General features: G+C 67.3%; 16 protein-coding genes. 6 read left to right on the forward strand and 10 right to left on the reverse strand.

Features of this window, described 5'->3' with window-relative positions; genetic code table 11:
* The first annotated feature begins 28 nt into the window (after positions 1 to 28).
* Positions 29 to 1261, forward strand: coding sequence for an acyl-CoA dehydrogenase family protein (locus FHU39_RS19035; protein ID WP_183322268.1), 1233 nt, complete (start codon positions 29 to 31; stop codon positions 1259 to 1261).
* A gap of 9 nt (positions 1262 to 1270) precedes the next feature.
* Positions 1271 to 2224 carry a cyclase family protein gene (locus FHU39_RS19040; RefSeq protein WP_183322269.1) on the forward strand — a complete coding sequence of 318 codons (954 nt, stop codon included), beginning with the start codon at positions 1271 to 1273 and terminating at the stop codon, positions 2222 to 2224.
* A gap of 40 nt (positions 2225 to 2264) precedes the next feature.
* On the opposite strand, the gene FHU39_RS19045 is transcribed toward FHU39_RS19040, so the two are convergent.
* On the reverse strand, positions 2265 to 2801 hold the full coding sequence (locus tag FHU39_RS19045; RefSeq protein ID WP_183322270.1) for a nuclear transport factor 2 family protein: 537 nt from the start codon (positions 2799 to 2801) through the stop codon (positions 2265 to 2267).
* Positions 2802 to 2860: 59 nt separating this feature from the next.
* Between FHU39_RS19045 and FHU39_RS19050 the strand changes: the two genes are divergently transcribed.
* Positions 2861 to 3646, forward strand: coding sequence for an SDR family NAD(P)-dependent oxidoreductase (locus FHU39_RS19050; RefSeq protein WP_183322271.1), 786 nt, complete (start codon positions 2861 to 2863; stop codon positions 3644 to 3646).
* A gap of 34 nt (positions 3647 to 3680) precedes the next feature.
* Here FHU39_RS19050 and FHU39_RS19055 read toward each other — a convergent pair whose 3' ends face one another.
* The 6 genes from FHU39_RS19055 to FHU39_RS19080 all read right to left on the reverse strand — a co-directional run bounded on the left by FHU39_RS19055 (position 3681) and on the right by FHU39_RS19080 (position 10973).
* A complete protein-coding gene (locus tag FHU39_RS19055; protein WP_183322272.1) occupies positions 3681 to 4856 on the reverse strand; it encodes a flavin reductase in 1176 nt (391 codons plus the stop codon).
* 3 nt (positions 4857 to 4859) lie between these two features.
* Positions 4860 to 5597 carry an SDR family NAD(P)-dependent oxidoreductase gene (locus FHU39_RS19060; protein WP_183322273.1) on the reverse strand — a complete coding sequence of 246 codons (738 nt, stop codon included), beginning with the start codon at positions 5595 to 5597 and terminating at the stop codon, positions 4860 to 4862.
* A 63-nt stretch (positions 5598 to 5660) separates the two neighbouring features.
* A complete protein-coding gene (locus FHU39_RS19065) occupies positions 5661 to 7052 on the reverse strand; it encodes an NAD-dependent succinate-semialdehyde dehydrogenase (RefSeq protein ID WP_183322274.1) in 1392 nt (463 codons plus the stop codon).
* A 134-nt stretch (positions 7053 to 7186) separates the two neighbouring features.
* The gene (locus FHU39_RS19070) at positions 7187 to 8053 is read right to left on the reverse strand and encodes a TIGR03619 family F420-dependent LLM class oxidoreductase (RefSeq protein ID WP_183322275.1); all 867 of its coding nucleotides are present in this window, start codon (positions 8051 to 8053) and stop codon (positions 7187 to 7189) included.
* Positions 8054 to 8386: 333 nt separating this feature from the next.
* Positions 8387 to 9520 (reverse strand): 13E12 repeat family protein, encoded by a 1134-nt coding sequence (locus tag FHU39_RS19075; protein WP_183322276.1) that lies wholly within the window; start codon positions 9518 to 9520, stop codon positions 8387 to 8389.
* 499 nt (positions 9521 to 10019) lie between these two features.
* The gene (locus tag FHU39_RS19080) at positions 10020 to 10973 is read right to left on the reverse strand and encodes a prenyltransferase/squalene oxidase repeat-containing protein (RefSeq protein ID WP_183322277.1); all 954 of its coding nucleotides are present in this window, start codon (positions 10971 to 10973) and stop codon (positions 10020 to 10022) included.
* A 273-nt stretch (positions 10974 to 11246) separates the two neighbouring features.
* Here FHU39_RS19080 and FHU39_RS19085 point away from each other — a divergent pair, with 273 nt between their 5' ends.
* A complete protein-coding gene (locus FHU39_RS19085; protein ID WP_183322347.1) occupies positions 11247 to 12722 on the forward strand; it encodes a phospholipase D-like domain-containing protein in 1476 nt (491 codons plus the stop codon).
* Positions 12723 to 12801: 79 nt separating this feature from the next.
* Positions 12802 to 13791, forward strand: coding sequence for a GNAT family N-acetyltransferase (locus tag FHU39_RS19090; RefSeq protein ID WP_183322278.1), 990 nt, complete (start codon positions 12802 to 12804; stop codon positions 13789 to 13791).
* On the opposite strand, the gene FHU39_RS19095 is transcribed toward FHU39_RS19090, so the two are convergent.
* From FHU39_RS19095 to FHU39_RS19105, 3 genes are all read right to left on the reverse strand, one after another.
* On the reverse strand, positions 13772 to 14242 hold the full coding sequence (locus FHU39_RS19095) for an aminoacyl-tRNA deacylase (protein ID WP_183322279.1): 471 nt from the start codon (positions 14240 to 14242) through the stop codon (positions 13772 to 13774). The two genes, FHU39_RS19090 and FHU39_RS19095, sit on opposite strands and share 20 nt — an antisense overlap.
* Before the next feature lie 129 nt (positions 14243 to 14371).
* Positions 14372 to 14794 carry an SIP domain-containing protein gene (locus FHU39_RS19100; protein WP_183322280.1) on the reverse strand — a complete coding sequence of 141 codons (423 nt, stop codon included), beginning with the start codon at positions 14792 to 14794 and terminating at the stop codon, positions 14372 to 14374.
* Between the two features lie 113 nt (positions 14795 to 14907).
* The gene (locus tag FHU39_RS19105) at positions 14908 to 15390 is read right to left on the reverse strand and encodes a Dps family protein (RefSeq protein ID WP_183322281.1); all 483 of its coding nucleotides are present in this window, start codon (positions 15388 to 15390) and stop codon (positions 14908 to 14910) included.
* 117 nt (positions 15391 to 15507) lie between these two features.
* Here FHU39_RS19105 and FHU39_RS19110 point away from each other — a divergent pair, with 117 nt between their 5' ends.
* Positions 15508 to 16764 (forward strand): MFS transporter, encoded by a 1257-nt coding sequence (locus FHU39_RS19110; protein WP_183322282.1) that lies wholly within the window; start codon positions 15508 to 15510, stop codon positions 16762 to 16764.
* The last annotated feature ends 114 nt before the right edge of the window (positions 16765 to 16878 follow it).

Genomic DNA, 16878 nt, shown 5'->3' on the forward strand with positions numbered 1-16878 from the left:
CGACGGGTGCGAACGAAAGGAGGCCCCCGTGGACTTCGAAGTCCCCGAAGAGGCCCAGGAAGCGGCCAAAGGACTCAACGAGTTCATCGACCGCTATGTCATCCCGCTCGAGGAGAAGAACGCGGACCTGCTCGGCAGCGAGCGCACCCGGTATGACGAAACCGGCCGCTACCGCCCCGAAGTGCTCGAGCTGCGCAAGCAGGTACGCGTCGAATCGGCGAAGGCCGGCTTCTACACGATGTTCGGCGACCCCGACCTCGGCGGCGGTGGCCTGTCGCCGACCGCACTGGTGCACGTGCAGGAGGAACTGACCAACCACGTCGGCCCGAGCCGGCCGCTGATCCACGAGAACGTCGTGCCGTCGGTGTTCACCAACGGCCTCAGTCCGCTGCTGTTGCACCTGCAGCCGCAGGTCCGTGCGAAGTACGTCGACGGCATCGGGTCCGGCGAGAAGACCTTCTGCTTCGGCCTGTCGGAGCCGGGTGCCGGCTCCGACGTGCAACGCATCCGCACCAAGGCCGTTCGCGACGGTGACGAGTGGGTCATCAACGGCACCAAGCAGTGGATCTCCAACGCTCCGTACGCCGACTACTGCGTGCTCTTCGCGGTCACCGATCCGGAGGCCAACAAGGCACGGCGCGGCGGCATCACCGCGTTCTTCGTCGACACCTCGTGGGAGGGCTTCGACTGCAGCGGTGTGATCCCGATCCTCGGCCACAGTGGCACGAACATCGGCATCCTCACGCTGGAGAACCTGCGCGTCCCGGACGAGCACATCATCGGCGAGGTGCACAACGGCCTGGCGCTGGCGCTGCTCGGCATCAGTCGCGGGCGCCTGTCGATGTCGGCCCTGTGCATCGGCACCGCGCGCTGGGCGCTGGCCCAGTCGGTCGCCTACGCCAATCAGCGGGAAACCTTCGACAAGCCGATCGGCCAGCACCAGTCGGTGCAGATGATGCTCGCCGAGATGGCGATGGACATCTACTCCGCCAAGTCGACCGTGGCCCGCACGGCGTGGATGGTCGAGAGCGGCAAGAAGAGCATCAAGGAGACGTCCATCACCAAGGCGCTGTGCACCGAGATGCTGGGCCGGGTCACCGACAAGGCGATCCAGGTGCACGGCGGGATGGGCCTGACCAACGAGCTGCGGATCGAGGAGGCCTGGCGGCATGCCCGTGCGCTGCGCATCCCCGACGGCACCGCCGAGATCCAACGCCGGACGATCGCAATGCGCTTGCTGCGCGGCGACACCGACCTGTAGGAGTTGCGGGTGCCCACTACTGACGAGGCCGGCCTGCCGGCATACCAGGACCTACCGCGGCTGGAGGACATCGGCTCCAACCATTCGTGGGGCGTCTTCGGTGACGACGACAACTTCGGCGCGCTCAACCTGCTGACACCAGCACGGGTCCGCGATGCGATGACGAATGTCCAGACCGGTGAACGGATCTCGTTGAGTCTCGCGCTCAACGAGCCCGACCCACCGCTCTTCCGGCGGCAACCCTTCGAGCACGTGATCAAGAAGTTCGGCAGCATGTATGACGACCGCCTGGACAACTTCTTCCCGCAGGGCTCGACGCAGTGGGATGGTTTCCGGCACCACCGCGTGCGGCAGCACGGCTTCTACGGAGGGGTCACCGACGAGCCGGGCACCGGCAACCAGCGGCTGAGCATCCACCACTGGGGCAGCACCGGGATCGTCGGCCGCGGGGTGCTGATCGACCTCGAAGCGCATCTGCGCGGGGCCGACTACGACCCGCTCGCCGAGCGCCCGATCACCGCGGACGAGGTGCGCGCGGCCGCCGAGGCGCAAGGTGTCGAGGTGCGTGCCGGCGACGTCCTGTGCATCCGCACGGGCTGGCTCGCCGCGTACCGAGCACTCGACAGTGACGCGAAGGCGGACATTGCCCAGAAGCAGTCCGGTCTCTTCTCGGCCGGGCTGCGAGCCGACGAAGCAATCGCCGAACTCCTCTGGGACTGGCACATTTCCGCGATCGCGGCGGACAACCCGGCCGTCGAGGCCACGCCCGGCGATCCAGCGGTGGGCAGCCTGCACCGGCGGGTGCTCGCGATGCTCGGCATCCCCCTCGGGGAGCTGTTCGACTTCGAGACGCTGCGGGAGGGCCTGGCCCGGCAGGGGCGTCGTGACTTCGTCTTTGACGCGGTCCCGCTGGCCCTCGTCGGCGGACTCGGGTCACCCGGCAATGCGATCGCCGTTCTGTGACCCGAATCCGCCGACGGGACTCACCCAAGGCCTGCGTCACTCAGTGGCGCAGGCCTTGGGCGTTCGCGAGGTGCTCGGTCAGCGGCCACGCGACGTCGGCGTCACGCCGCGCCCCACGGGTCCAGCTCTCCGGCGCCGACACACCCGGTGCGCCGTTCCCGCGCTGCTCCCAGTCCAGCAGCACCGTCCGATGGGCGATGCGCCATACATCGTCCCGGCGCTCGAAGACGTCGAAGTAGCGCAGGCCCTGCATCAGGATCTCTGCGTCCGGGTCGAACAGCTCCCGGCGATAGAGGCAGTAGGTCTCCGCGAACGCCTTGTCGGCGTCGCCCTCCGCGCCCAGGACGATGTGCGGCGGACCCATGAAGTGGTAGGTGCTGCGCAGATCCGCGCTGTATTTACCGAGGAACGCCATCACCTCGTCGACCGGCCCGTTGGCCCGCCCGTGGTTGTCGACGGCGTCGTCGTGGTAGCAGTCGCGCATCAGCTCGCGATCGCCCCGGTCGCAGGCGTGCTGATAGCGGGCGAGCACGTCGGCTATCTCGGCGCGGTCCGAAAGCTCCTGCAGATCGATCACGACACCATCTCCTGACTCACCCTGGTGCATCGCACCGCAACTGGAAAGGATTCACAGCAATGACAATTCAAGGATCTACTCCTGATCAGCGACGTCGCGTCGCGCTCGTGACCGGTGCCGCTTCAGGCATCGGTGCTGCCGTCGTACGGCAGCTGTGCAACGACGGGCTCGCCGTCGCCGCAGTGGACCGTGACGCGGATGGACTCGCGACGGTCGCAGGGTCGGTCGGGGACGCCATGGTGATGACGGCGACCTGCGACGTCGTCGACGCCGACGCGGTGCGCGCGGTCGTCGAGTCGGTCGTGGCATGGGGTGGTGGGCTCGACGTCGTCGTGAACGGGGCCGGCATCCTGGTGCGCGCGGACGCCGACGACACGACGTCGGACATCTGGGACCGCGTGGTCGACGTCAACCTGAAGGGAACCTTCCAGGTGATCCAGGCGGCGCTGCCGCACCTGCGGGACGGCAGCGACACGGCGCAGCGGCGCATCATCAACATCGCGTCGGGGGCGGCGACCCGCGGCTACCACTACCCGGCGTACAGCGCGTCCAAGGGCGGTGTGACGGCACTGACCCGGCAGATCGCCTGCGAGCTCGCGCCGCTCGGCATCACTGTCAACTGTGTCAACCCGGGCGTGGTCCGCACCGGCATCAACCGCGACTCGTGGGAGGACGACGCCGTGCGCGAGCGATGGGAGAAGTTGATCCCGGTGGGCCGGCTCGGCGAGCCCGAGGACATCGCATCCCTGGTGGGTTACCTGGCGTCGCCTGCCGCGGGCTTCCTCACCGCGGAGGACATCGCGGTCGACGGCGGTCGATCGAACATCACCGTCAGTCCCTGGTGACCCGGCGGAGCCGGCCGGAGCCAACAGGCTCCGGTCAGCTCTCGCTGTCGACATACGACAGGGCATCGGAGCACACGCGTGCGGTGTGCACCAACTGGTCGATGGTGGCCCGCATCGTGTCGTAGGACACCGAACCGCCGTGGCCCCACAACGTCAGCGTGAAGGCGAGTCCGTGCTGCGGATGGAAGACCGGTGCGGTCGCCGCGTGGAACTCGTGTTCCCTTTGCGGGCTGAGGAATTCGATGTTGTAGTTGGCGCTAGCGCGACGGATCACCTCGCGGAACTCGCGTAGCGCCTCCGGGCTGGGGTCCCGGGACCTGCGTTGGCCCATCGACTCGATCGCCCTGCCGACCGTGTGCCCGACGGTGAAGCCGAATCCGCGCTCGCGGATCGTGTCCAGCATCCGCTCGGCGCGCTGCGCCTCGTCGGTCGCGTCCTTGGGGAGTTGGGACAGCCAGTAGTTGCGGACGCTCTCCGGGCTGTATGCCGCGTGCACCGCGCCGACCGGCGGCAGGAACGGCGTCCGGCGCCCGACGCGGAGCCGTGACATGTGTGACCCGTCGTTCGCCGCTGCGGTGGTGATGAGGTCGCCCTCGTGCAGGACGAGTGCCGTGATCTCGTGCCCGCTGTCGGAGGCGAGGCGTTCGATGATCGGCCGGGCGGCATCGACGAAGCGGAGTTGTTCGAACAGTTGCGGCGTGCCGATCGCCAGCGACCGTGGCCGGAACGAGCCGTAACCGCCACGGAAGAACAGCAGTGACTCGGTGGGACGCTGCACACCCATCTGCACGACCTCACCGAGCACCAGGTCGTGGTCGCCTGCGTCGCGGACCTCGGAGACCCGGCACTCCAGATACGCCACGCAACCGTCGAGAATCGGTAGCCCGAGCGGAGATTCGTGCCAGGCGACCGCGTTGAACTTGTCGTTGCCCGAGGAGGCGATGCGGCGGCACACGACTTCCTGGTCGGCAGCGAGGATGTTGACGCCGAAGGTGTCACCGCACTCGCGCAGTGCCGCCCAGGAGCTGGAGGTCTTCGAGGGCAGGAACGCGATCAGCGGTGGGTCCAGCGACACGGAGGTGAAGGATCCGACCGTCATACCGGTCGGCGTCCCATCGGGCTTCATCGCGGTGACGACCGCGACACCCGTCGGATAGTGGCCGAGCGTCTGGCGGTAGATGCCCTCGTCCGGGGGATACAGGTTGTCCATCGCTCACACCGCCGTGTATCCGCCGTCGATGACCAGCTCGGAGCCGGTCATGTAACGGGATTCGTCGGAGGCGAGATAGAGCACGCCATACGCAATGTCCTTCGGCTCGCCACGGTGACCGACCGGGATCGAGGAGAGGACTCGGCGGTTGTATTCCTGAGCCTTCTCGGAGGTGTCGGCCCGGACGGATGCCTTCGATCCGGTGTCGATGGAGCCGGGATGCACCGAGTTGACCCGGATCCCGCCGGCGGCATACGTCGCAGCGTCGGCCTTGGTCATCAGTCGGATCGCGCCCTTGGTCGCGTGGTAGGTCGGAATCAGCGAATTCCCCACGAGGCCGTACATGGACGACATGTTGACGATGCTGCCGCGCCCCGCTGCGAGCATGTGGGGAACGACGTACTTGGTGCACAGCCACGTGCCGCGAACGTTGACACCGAAGACGTGCTCGAACTCCTCGAGGGTGACTTCGTGCGACGGCTTCTTCGGTCCGGGGATGCCGGCGTTGTTGACGAGCACGTCGATGTGACCGTGGGCGTCGGCGACGCGTTCGACTGCCGCTGAGACCGCGTCCTGGTCACTGATGTCCACGGTCCAGAGGAGGTCATCGGGGTGCTCGCCGGTCTGACGATCGAATCCGATGACCGTCGCGCCTTCGTCCTGCAGGACGCTTCGGGTGGCCGCACCGATGCCGGACGCCGCTCCCGTGACGATGCAGACCTTGCCGTCGACTCTTGGCATGAGGGGCTTCCTTTTCAGTGCTTCAACGAGTGTGCTGCATCGACAATGACGCGCGTGTCATGTTTAGTCAAGGGGTGTGGCCGCAGGCGTGTAGATGGTCTTCTTGTTGACGAACTCGTCGATTCCCAGTGAACCGAGCTCACGCCCGATCCCCGATCGTTTGGTTCCACCGAACGGAAGGTCCGCCGCGGAACTCTCGGGGCTGTTGATCCACACCATCCCGGTGTCCAGGCGCGCTGCGAATGCCGCGGCCTTGGCGGGATCGCTGCTGTAGACCGAGGCGCCGAGTCCGAACTCGGTGCCGTTGGCCAGTTGGGCGGCCTCGTCGGCGTCAGCGACGCGGAAGACCAGGGCGACCGGCCCGAAGAGCTCCTCACGGTAGGCGCGCATCGCGGGGGTGATGCCGGTCAGCACCGTCGGCCTGACGAAACAACCCGGGCCCTCGACCCGGCCGCCGCCTGCTCGCACCTCCGCACCGTGCGCGATCGCGTCGTCGATCTGCGACATGAGCGAGTCGACGGCGCCCTGTGACGACATCGGCCCGAACTCGGTGTCCGGGCTGGTGGGGTCGCCCACCTCGACCGCGTCGAAGGACTTGGCCAGTTGTGCGACGAACTCGTCGTAGAGGTCGTCAACCACGATCATCCGCTTGGATGACGTACATGCCTGGCCTGCGTTCATGATCCGCCCGAGCACGGCGTCCTGGACCGTCTTGGCCAGGTCGTCCGAGTCGAGGACGACGAACGGATCGGACCCTCCGAGTTCCAGGATGACCTTCTTCAGGTGCCGTCCGGCGACCTCGGCGACGGCGGAGCCCGCCCGTTCGCTGCCGGTCACGGAGACACCGGCTATCCGAGGATCGGCGATCATCGTCGCAACCTGTTCGTTCGACGCGAAGACGTTGATGTACGCGTCGGCGGGGAGACCTGCGTCGTGGAAGATCTCCTCTATTGCCTTGGAGGACTCCGGACACTGAGGTGCATGCTTGATGACGATGGCGTTGCCGGCGACAAGGTTCGGTCCGGCGAAACGGCACACTTGGTAGTAGGGGAAGTTCCAGGGCATGATTCCCAGGAGTGAACCCATGGACTCCTTGCGGATGACCGCGTGACCGCCATCCTTCGGGTTGAACTCGGTCTCGAGCAGGAAACCAGGACCTTGATCGGCGTAGTACCGATAGATGTCGGCCACGAGGCCGAGTTCCCAGAGCGCCTGGCTGAGGGGCTTGCCCATCTCGCGGGTGATCAACAGCGCGAGCTCGTCCTGTCGTTCGAGGTACAGGTCACTCACGCGCCCCAGGACGGCGGCGCGCTCCTCGACCGGGACCTGCCGCCACGAGGCGTACGCCGCACCCGTTCGAGCGAGAACGTCGGCGATCTCGTTGTCGGTTGCGGTGGGGAAGGTGCTTTCGATCTGTCCCGTGGCGGGGTTGGTGACTGCGTACTTCACGCTCATTCCAGGGCCCTTCTGGTGATTTCGGTCGACGCCGTGTGATGTCGAACACGGGTGCCGCTGCCTCGTGAGATGACAATGACATCAGTGTCATGTCTAGTCAAGACCCGGATGTATCGGGCCTCATTGGAAGCGGATTACAAATCCTGGTATTTCTCGATGATTCGCTGCCATTTCGGAAGATCGTGCGCGCCGTCGATCTGTTGCTTGAGGCCGGCTTCGCTCGTCACGGGTACTGCGACACGATCAACTCCAAGTGATGCCAGCGCTTCGAGCTCGGCCTCACTGTCGGGCATGCTCACGGTGATCTCGATCTGTTCAGGATCTCGGCCCGCCGTCTCGGCTGCGCGCCACAGGGTGTCACGCAGCTCGCTCGAGTAGCCGCGCGCTGGGAAGTAGCCGTCGCCCAGTCGGCCCGCTCGTCGTGCCGCTACCTTGCTGTCGCCGCCGATATGGATCGGGATGGACCCGTTCTTCGGTTTCGGCTCCATGTTGATGTCGTGGAGTTCGAAACCCTCGATCTTGGGGTCGTCCGCGGCTCCCCAGAGATAGCGCAGGATGTCGATGGAGTCATCCATCCGTCTCCCGCGATCGGCGAAGGGACAGCCGAGGGCCCGGAACTCCTCCTCCAGCCAACCGGAGCCCAGGCCGAGCATGAGGCGGCCGTTGCTGAGGTTGTCCAGGGTTACCGATTCCTTGGCGAACAGCACCGGATTCCGCATCGGAAGGACGATGACGGCCGAGCCGAAGCGGATCCGTTCCGTGACGGCGGCGCAATAGGCCATCCACACCATCGGGTCCGGGATATAGGTCTGGGCCGTCGCCTCGGGGATCCGGCCGTCTTTGGTATAGGGGTACTGCGACTCGTAATTCGGTGGGATCAGTACGTGTTCAACGGTCCAGACCGACTCGAACCCGGCATCTTCGGCTTGACGAACCAAGTCGCGCGCGGCGTCCGGGTTGGTGTAAGGGCCTGTGTTCGCGTACCGGATTCCAAACTTCACGATGCACTCCCGGAGTCAGTCCTGTATGCCGATCGCTCGGCAACCTTCGTCCCCGCAGAGATATCGGGGGTCTGCCGGAACTCCTGTGGAGGACCGGATATCCGTATGCTGCTCGAATATGACACGCGTGTCAATGGTTGGGGTGAAGTCAGCGGTACCGAGTCATCACCTCGCGCAGCCATTTCCGCGGTGGTCACGCCGCGGTGGCCGAGTAAGGGCGAGGCCCGCCGCGGTGGCCGAGTAGGTCGAGCCGTTAGGCGAGACCGTGATCGAGGTCCCGCGCCCGCGCTCGCCGAGTCATCGCCCCGCGCAACCCATTTCAGCACCGCCATTTCAGCGCCCGGTCATTCCCGCGGTGGCCGAGTAAGGGCGAGGAACGAGCCCGCATCGAGGTCCCGCACCGTCCCGGTGGTCAGGCGACCTTGTCGGCACGCCAGCCGGGCATGGCACCTTCGGTCCGGCCGGGTCGCGACGGGCCGGGTCCTGACCGGCGTCGCCACCACGGTCGCCGGCGACGTGGTCGTGGTCCGTGCCCGGGGCCTCACCCGCACCGTCGTCGGCGTCACTGTCGCCGGCGTCGCCCTCGTCGTCGCTGGTGCCGGTGCTGGCGCTGGCGCTGCTGGTTGCGGCCTCAGTGGTGGTGGCGGGTTGGGGTGCGGATAACGCGGTGACCGCCTGCTTCAGGATCGCGGCGTTGGCGGGGCACAGGTCGGCGATCAACCGGATCATCCCGGTCGGCAGCGTCCGCCACGTCAACGACTCCACCTGCTCCAGGTGCGCATCCTCATCCGAGAGTTTGTCCGCGTCGTACTTGGCGATGATCCGCCGGGTCAGTTCCGTGACACCCCGGGCACCCAACGCGGGGTCCAGTTGCAGGAACCACGCCTGGATGTCCTCCCGGGCCGCGGCCGGTAACACTTCGGCGACTTTCGCGGTCTGCCGCAACGCCGTCCGCGCGGTGCCCAGCGTGCACGACCCGTCCCGCACCGCCGCGGCGATGACGTGGTTGCGCCGGTCCCGGCACGCCTGCGCCACCACACTGATGGTGGACGCCGCAGCCGGTTCAATACTGGTCCCGGCAGCGGTGGCGCACCCGGTCACCCACTGGGTCGCGTTCGCCGCATCCGAGGTCAACAACACACCCCGGTCCAAAGCATTCGCGGTCGCCAACGTCGCGACCTGCCCCGCGCGGGCCTGCAGCCGCAACAACACCCCGACGAGGTCGGCCTCCTGGTCGTCCCCGAGTTGCTCCAACACACCCGGCAACTCATCCAACGCTTGGACGGTCGCGGTCACCTGGTCCAGGAGGCGGGGCCCCAGACCGGGCTCCGGCCGCCGCTTCGGGTCGTACCCGTCCGGGATAGTCGTATCCGGTTGTACTGGTGCGGGGTGGTCGGGCACGTGCAGGGGAGAGTCGATGGCCATGACGGTCGGATCCCCCTGTCCCCTGGGTGTTTTCGTTGTCATGATTCTATCGGGTAACGTTCAGGAAGTACAGAGATTGTGCGAACATTTCTTCGATATAATTGATGCGAAACGTATCGGCTCGCGGGGTCGTGAGGCACGCGCGGGACCTCGATACGGCTCGCCCTTGCGGGCTCGCCTACTCGGCCAGCGCAAAATGACCGGCTCGTCTACTCGGCCACCGTGGGGTGACCGGCTCGTCTACTCGGCCAGCGCGGGGTGGCGCGGGACCTCGATACGGCTCGCCCTTGCGGGCTCGCCTACTCGGCCACCGCACCGGTGCGCGGACCTCGATACGCTTCCCCCGCTTCGCTCCTCCAGCTACTCGGCCAGCGCGACGAGGCGCCTACTCGGCCACCGCACCGGTGCGCGGACCTCGATACGCTTCCCCCGCTTCGCTCCTCCAGCTACTCGGCCAGCGCAAAATGACCGGCTCGCCTACTCGGCCGGCGCAGCGGTGGTCGGCTGGTTACTCGGGGCGCACAGCGAAACGGCTTGGCGCTTACTGCATTAGAGCGAGGCGGCCGGCGGCGTGGAGCACGCGGAGGGCGTTCAGGGTGACCATCAGGTTCGGCTCGCCGGCGGGGCCCCAGTCGATGACCTCGGGTGTCACTCTGCTTCCAGATGGACGCCACCACTGCGCGGCCGCATCCCACCGCCCGTCCGGTCGGCGCTTCGTCTCCAGCAGGTCCAGTGCGTCGGCCGCGCGTGGGTCGGTGGCCTTACCCACCTGCGCAATCAGCAGCAGCGCGGACAGCAGGTCGTAGTGCCAGTACGACGGGTACGGCGTCGACAGCCATCGGGCGTTGATCGGGGCGCCGGAACCGGACCTTCGGAAGACCCGATGGTTGAGGAAGAGCTCCACCGCACGGTCCACAGCGCCGCTGGCACCGGAATCTCCTGTGGCTCTGGCATATTCGGACAATCCCCACGCCGTGCAACCCGACTCGTGGAACGACGAGCGACGCCCCGAAGCGCGATGGTCACAGTTCCACCCGCCGTCCGGCCACTGCCAGGAGACGATCGCCTCGGCAAGCTGCCCGGTGCGCTCGTCGCCCGCGAGCCCGAGTCGCACGCAGGCACCCAGCGCGTTGCCGTGGATGCTGGCGTGGGACCGCACCAGACCGTCGACGACCGGCGGTGGCCGACGCAGATCCGCGCTGATCCACGCCAGCACATGCTCGGCCGCGGCGGCAACTCGCGGATCGTCGCCGGGTACCCCGAGTTGGGCGAGTGCGACCAGTCGCCAGTGCGCGCCGGTCCACTTGCGGTACGGGTCGGTGCCGAAGCCTCCGTCGGCCCGTTGACCGGCGAGCAACGCCGAGACCCAGGGTCCGCTGAGCACGTCCTCGCCCGCCCGCGGCACTCCCAACAGGGTATGCCGCGACAGCTCACGCACCGCAGCCTCCGGCGCCGCGAGCAGCCACTCGACGGCGAACTGCGTACCTGCGTCCATCCCTCCAGCATGCCAACCCGGAGCGCGCGAAAACACCCCACGTCACTTCGGTCCTCCCTCCACTCTTGCTGAAAGTCGCTCGGGCACAAGCTGATCGAATGGCAAAGCGCCGGTCTGGATTCAGTCTTCATTCGCCCTCGCACCCCCAGTCGTGGCACCTCCGGCTCATATGATGCGGCGCGCGATAGCCGATTCCGACCCTGCTCCGTTCACCCCTGGGGCCAGACGACTGCGCTTCCTTCCACCCCTTCAAGGAGGCCACCTGTGAAAGCCATGCATTGGCTCGTCCGATCCGTCGCAATCGCGACAACCGTTGCGGCTGCGAGCTTCATACCGATAGCCGGCACCGCGCACGCGGCGAGCGACTACTCCCTCGTCACCCTTCCGGATCAGGGAGAAAGTGCCATCTACGACTTCGTGAACACCGCCACGAAGTCGATCGACGTCACGATCTACGAATTGCGAGACACGACACTGGTGAACGATCTGGTAGCCAAGGAGAAGGCAGGAGTCACGGTCCGGGTCATCTTCGACAGCCAGCATTCGTCGATCGACGGTGCGGCATACACCGCATTGCAGAACGCCGGCGCGGGAGTGACCTACTCGTCGTCGTCCTTCGTCTACACACACCAGAAGACGATCACCGTCGACGGCACCGAGTCCTACATCAGCACAGGCAATTTCGACACGAAGTACTACTCCACGTCACGTGACTACGGCATCTTCGACACCAACCAGTCGGATGTGTCCGCTATCGAGGCGGTCTTCGACGCCGACTACGCCAAGACCTCCATCACACCGTCCGACGGCGCCGATCTCGTGTGGTCGCCGACCGATTCGCAGACCCGGATCCTCAATCTGATCAACGGTGCACAGACAAGCCTGGACGTGCAGGAGGAGGAGTTCGGTGACCCCACCCTCGTCAACGCAGTCGTCGCGGCAGCGCAGCGCGGTGTGGCGGTGCGGGTGGTCGCGGAGAACGAAGACGACGACTACACAACGGAATTGAACGAGGTCACCGCAGCAGGTGGCCAGGTCAAGACCTACACGGACCCGAGCGGCTACTACATCCACGCCAAGGCGATCGTCGCCGACTACGGCACCGCCGACGCGAAGGTCTTCGCCGGCTCGGAGAACTTCTCCGACAACTCCCTGAACCACAACCGCGAGCTCGGCCTCATCGTCAGCGACTCCGGCATCGTCAACGGCATCGAGCAGGCCTTCGACGACGACTTCGGTTCGACCGGCGGGGGCGGTGGCGGCACCAGCGGCTGCGGGTCGAGCCAGCTGCTCGGGAACGCCGGCTTCGAGAGCGGTACGGCGTCGCCATGGAGCGTGTCGTCCGCCCAGGTGTTGTACGACGGCAGCAAAGAACCGGCCCACACCGGATCCTGGGACGCCTGGCTCGACGGCTACGGCACCAGCCATACGGACACCCTCTCCCAGACCGTGACGCTGCCGGCGAATTGCACTGTCTCCGCGTCATTCTGGATGCACATCGACACCGCCGAGACAACGACCACATCGAAGTACGACACCCTCAAGGTGCAACTGCTCGCGAGCGACGGCAGCGTGCTGCGCAACCTCTACACCTACTCCAACCTCAACGCGAACACCGGCTACAGCAAGTACACCTTCGACCTCTCGGCGTACGCCGGGCAGGCTGTCACGCTGAAGTTCACCGGGTCCGAGGACTACACCGACCAGACGAGTTTCGTCATCGACGACGCGTCGATCGCCACGTCCTGACGCGGACGCGGGTCACCCGGACGCAGGTGGCCCGCAAATCCGGGTGCGCGACGGGCGCTCGGTCGCAAAGATCTGCTGTATGACGACTGAGCGCGCCGCCTCGCCCGACCTCACCGGGCTGCGACTCGACCCCGCAGCGTTCCCGGGGTGGCAGGTGCGCGCGTTGCGCTTCGACGACGCGGGCGCGGTCGCGACGGCGATGGCGGCATCCGAACTCCACGACACGGGCTTGGTCAGCATCGAGGAAGCGGACATCGTCGGCGACTGGCAGCGACCGTCCTTCGACATCGCGGCCTGCACGGTCGGCGTCTTCACCTCGTCCGGGGAGCTCGCGGCATACGCCGAATATCCCGGTGCCGACCGATACGACGCCACAGTCCGACCGCCGTACCGCGGAAGGGGACTGGGCACCGCGCTGGCGGACTGGGTGTGCGCCCGTGCCAGAGCGAAGGGCGCCGCGATGGTCGGTATGCCGGTGCCGGCGGGTTCCGACGGCGAGCGCCTGCTGCGCGGACTCGGGTTCGCCGAGCGATGGACGTCCTGGGCGCTGCGCCTGCCGACCGATGTACGGATCGACCGCCCGCACCTCCCGGACGGCCACCGGATCCGCAATGCAACGTCCGTCGCCGACCGGTCGGCGGCATACGACGTGTTGGAGGACGCCTTCCTCGAGTGGTCGGACCGCCGCAAGGCGACGTACGCCGATTTCGCCGCGCAGACATACGAACGGCCCGGTTTCGCGGACTGGCACATGCGAGTCCTGTGCCGGGACGCCCCGACCGGGGAGGAGGAGGTTGTCGCTGCTGTGTTCTCGGTCATCGACAGCAACCACGGGTCGGTGTATGTCGACCGTCTCGCCGTCCGCGCCGACGCTCGGCGTCAGGGACACGCGCGCGCACTGCTCGCCGATGTCTTCGAGATCGGCCGGACGCACGGCGCCACCGGCTTCGAGCTGTCGACCGACTCGCGAACCGGCGCCCTCGGCCTCTACACCGGCCTCGGCATGGAAGTCACCAGCACGTGGGTCAACCTCGCCGCGCGACTCGGTGTCACGTCATCGGGTCCGTGACATCGGCGACCCGGGCATGCAGGGCCCGGATGACGTCCTCGGCGGTCACCGTCGCCGAGACGCCGTGGCCACCGCCGCCGATCGAAATCGTGCCCGTGACACGGGAGTCCGCGATCACCGGCCAGGCCTGTGCAGCGCCGAAGGGCGTGATGGTCCCGCGTTCGTAGCCGGTCACGTCGAAAGCCGTCGCTGCGTCCGGCATCGAGAGTCGTTTGACGCCGAGCAGGTCGCGCAGTTTCGGCCAGGAGATCTTCCGGTCGCCCGGTACCAGCACGAAGAGGAAGTCGTCCTCGTCGCGGCGGACCACGATCGTCTTCGCGATCTGGGCCGGCTCGATGCCGCGGACCGCGGCCGCCTCGGCCAACGACGGGACCGGTCCGTGCCGAACGATCTCATGGTCGATACCGGCAGCGGTCAGTGCCGCCGCCGCACGTTCCTCGCCGGTGCTCATCGGTCACTGCCTGCCTGTCGATGGTTGCTCCGTCACACCGCAACGTTCGCGGATGCTCCCGTCATACCAGCGAGCAGTCAGTCAGGTCGGACGAGGGCCGACGCGGGGCAGGCGAGCGGACCGTTACGGTCAGCCGATCGCGCCCGACCGGGTCACCACGATGTCGCCGAGCGACTCCAGGTGGTGACACTCGTCGACGAACAGCACCTCGCGCACCACCTCGACGGCCCGGACGCCCGCGGCGCCGATGAACAGGTGATGGCACCTGTTCAGGTGGCGGTCCCCCTCGACCAGCCATTCACGTGCCCAGCAGGTGAGGCTCTCGGCGAGGCGCCCACCGGGTGCGGCGTCGGCCGTGCGCGGCAGCCACTGCACGGTGACCCGGTCCGGCGTCGAGAGTGCCGGCGGCCCCGACTCGATCGGCGTCTCGATCAGCACTTGGCCGAAGGCGTCAGCGGGCAACGCGGCGACGAGTTGTGCGACGACCTCCAGGTCGCGCTCGTCGCCGGCGATCAGCACGTGGGTCGACGGACCCCGACGGTGGCGATTCATGGCACCACTGTAACTTAGCCAAGCCTTACCTAAAACCCGGGTCCCATTCTGCGGAACGCGGCAGGGCGGGCGGCCACTGGCCGCCCGCCCTGATCCGTGGTGGTGGTGCCTGCTCAGCTCGCGTTGTGCGCCTCGAGCAGCCAGCGGTCCTTGGTCAGTCCGCGCTCGATCTCGATCGCCACGTCCTGGCTGGCCAGGTCGACCTCGTCGAGGCCCTTGATCGCGGCCCGGACGGTCACCAGTGCGGCGTCGATCTGCGCGATCACCTCGGCCACGGTAGCCGGCCACTGCTGGAAGCCCTCGGACAGTGCCGGAAGGGTGTTCTTCTCCGCGACCGTCTGCAGTCGGGAGTCGAGCGGCAGCCCGAGCGCGACGACGCGCTCCGCGGCCGTGTCCGCATAATCCTGGGCGTGCGACACGACGCCGTCGAGCAGCTCGTGGATGCCGATGAAGCTGCCGCCGCGGACGTGCCAGTGGGCCTGCTTGCCGTTGACGACGAGCGCTTCGAGATCGATGACGACCGGCGTGAGGAACTGTGCGGCTCCGGAGGCCAACTCGGACGTCGTGGTGGTGGAGGAGGACTTGGTGGTTGCCATTACTGTCGCCTTTCGCCTTATCTGTACAGAGTCCAGAATTTCCCACTTCCGGACCGCGCGCAAGCAAGCCAAGGCTGACCTTCCCGGCCGACGCCGACCGCTCTATACAGTGGACCGATGTCGGAGGGGGAGCGGGCCAGGGGCAAACCCGGGCTGCCAACCGCCTTCTGGCGATTGTGGATCGGCGAGACGGTGTCGTCGTTCGGCACGTACGTCACCCTGCTCGCCCTGCAGGTGCTGATCCTGGTCACACTGCACGGCAACGCGCAGGACGTCGGCTGGGTGAACTCGTGCCGCTGGTTGCCCTACTTGCTCTTCGGACTCGTCGCGGGGGCGTGGGTCGAGCGCCGGCGGCGACAGCCCGTCATGGTCGTCACCGACCTGGCGGCCGGTGTGCTGCTCACCCTGGTCCCGCTCGCGTGGGTCGCCGGGGTGCTGTCCGTGCCGGTGCTCGCTGCGCTCGTGTTCCTGTATGGCGCAACGACGCTCGTCAACGCGGCGGCGTCCATGGCGGTCCTGCCCCGCGTCATACCGCTGGCGCAGCTGCAACGCGGTCACGCCTTCCTGGACGGCTCGGATGCCGTTGCGCAGACGGCGGGCCCGGCGCTGGCGGGAGTCCTGATCCGGGTGGTCGGTGCTCCGTTCGCGGTCCTCATCGACGCGCTGAGCTACCTGTTCTCCGCGGCGATGATGGCCTCTCTGCGGATCGAGGAGCCGCGGACGCAGCCCGCGGCCGCACGACGCAACGTACGCAGCGAGATCCGCGACGGGATCGGCTGGATCTACCGCGGCCCGCATCTGCGAGCGAACGCGATCAACACGCATGTGTGGTTCGCGGCCAACGCGATCCTCGGCGTCGTCGTGCCCACCTACGGGCTGCAGACCCTGCATCTCTCGGTCATCCAGTTCAGCATCACCACCGCCGTCGCAGGCGTCGGTGCGGTCGTCGGGGCGGCGGTGACCACGGTCGTCGGTCGGCGACTCGGGACCGGACGCACCGTCATCGCCACCCAGTTCGTGACGATCGCAGGGGTGCTGGTGATGGCACTCGCCGCGACGGCTGGCGGCTGGCACGTGGCCGCGATCCTCGCACTCGGGCAGGGCCTGCACGGTGTCGCGATGGGTGCGAGCAACTCGCACGAGATGGCATACCGGCAGACCATGACGCCGGACCACCTCCAGGCCCGCACGAACATCACCATGCACGCGTTCAACCGGGCCGTGGTCGTCGTCGTGGCGCCGCTGGCCGGGCTGCTCGCGACCGTCGCGGGCACCCGTGCAGCGCTGATCGTCGCGGCAGCCATCTTCACGGTTGCGGTCGCGATCCTGATCGCGTCGCCGTTCCGCACGGTCGACCTCACCGCTGCGAGCTAGGCGCCGGGCGCGCCATACAAGAAAGCGCAGCGACCAGCGGCCGGCGCACCGAGGTGCTAGACCTGAAACCGGACGATCCGCACGTGGTCACGGCAGCCGATGGCCACCGAGCCA

This window comes from Flexivirga oryzae (assembly GCF_014190805.1).
In the GTDB taxonomy this organism is placed as follows: Bacteria; Actinomycetota; Actinomycetes; order Actinomycetales; family Dermatophilaceae; genus Flexivirga; species Flexivirga oryzae.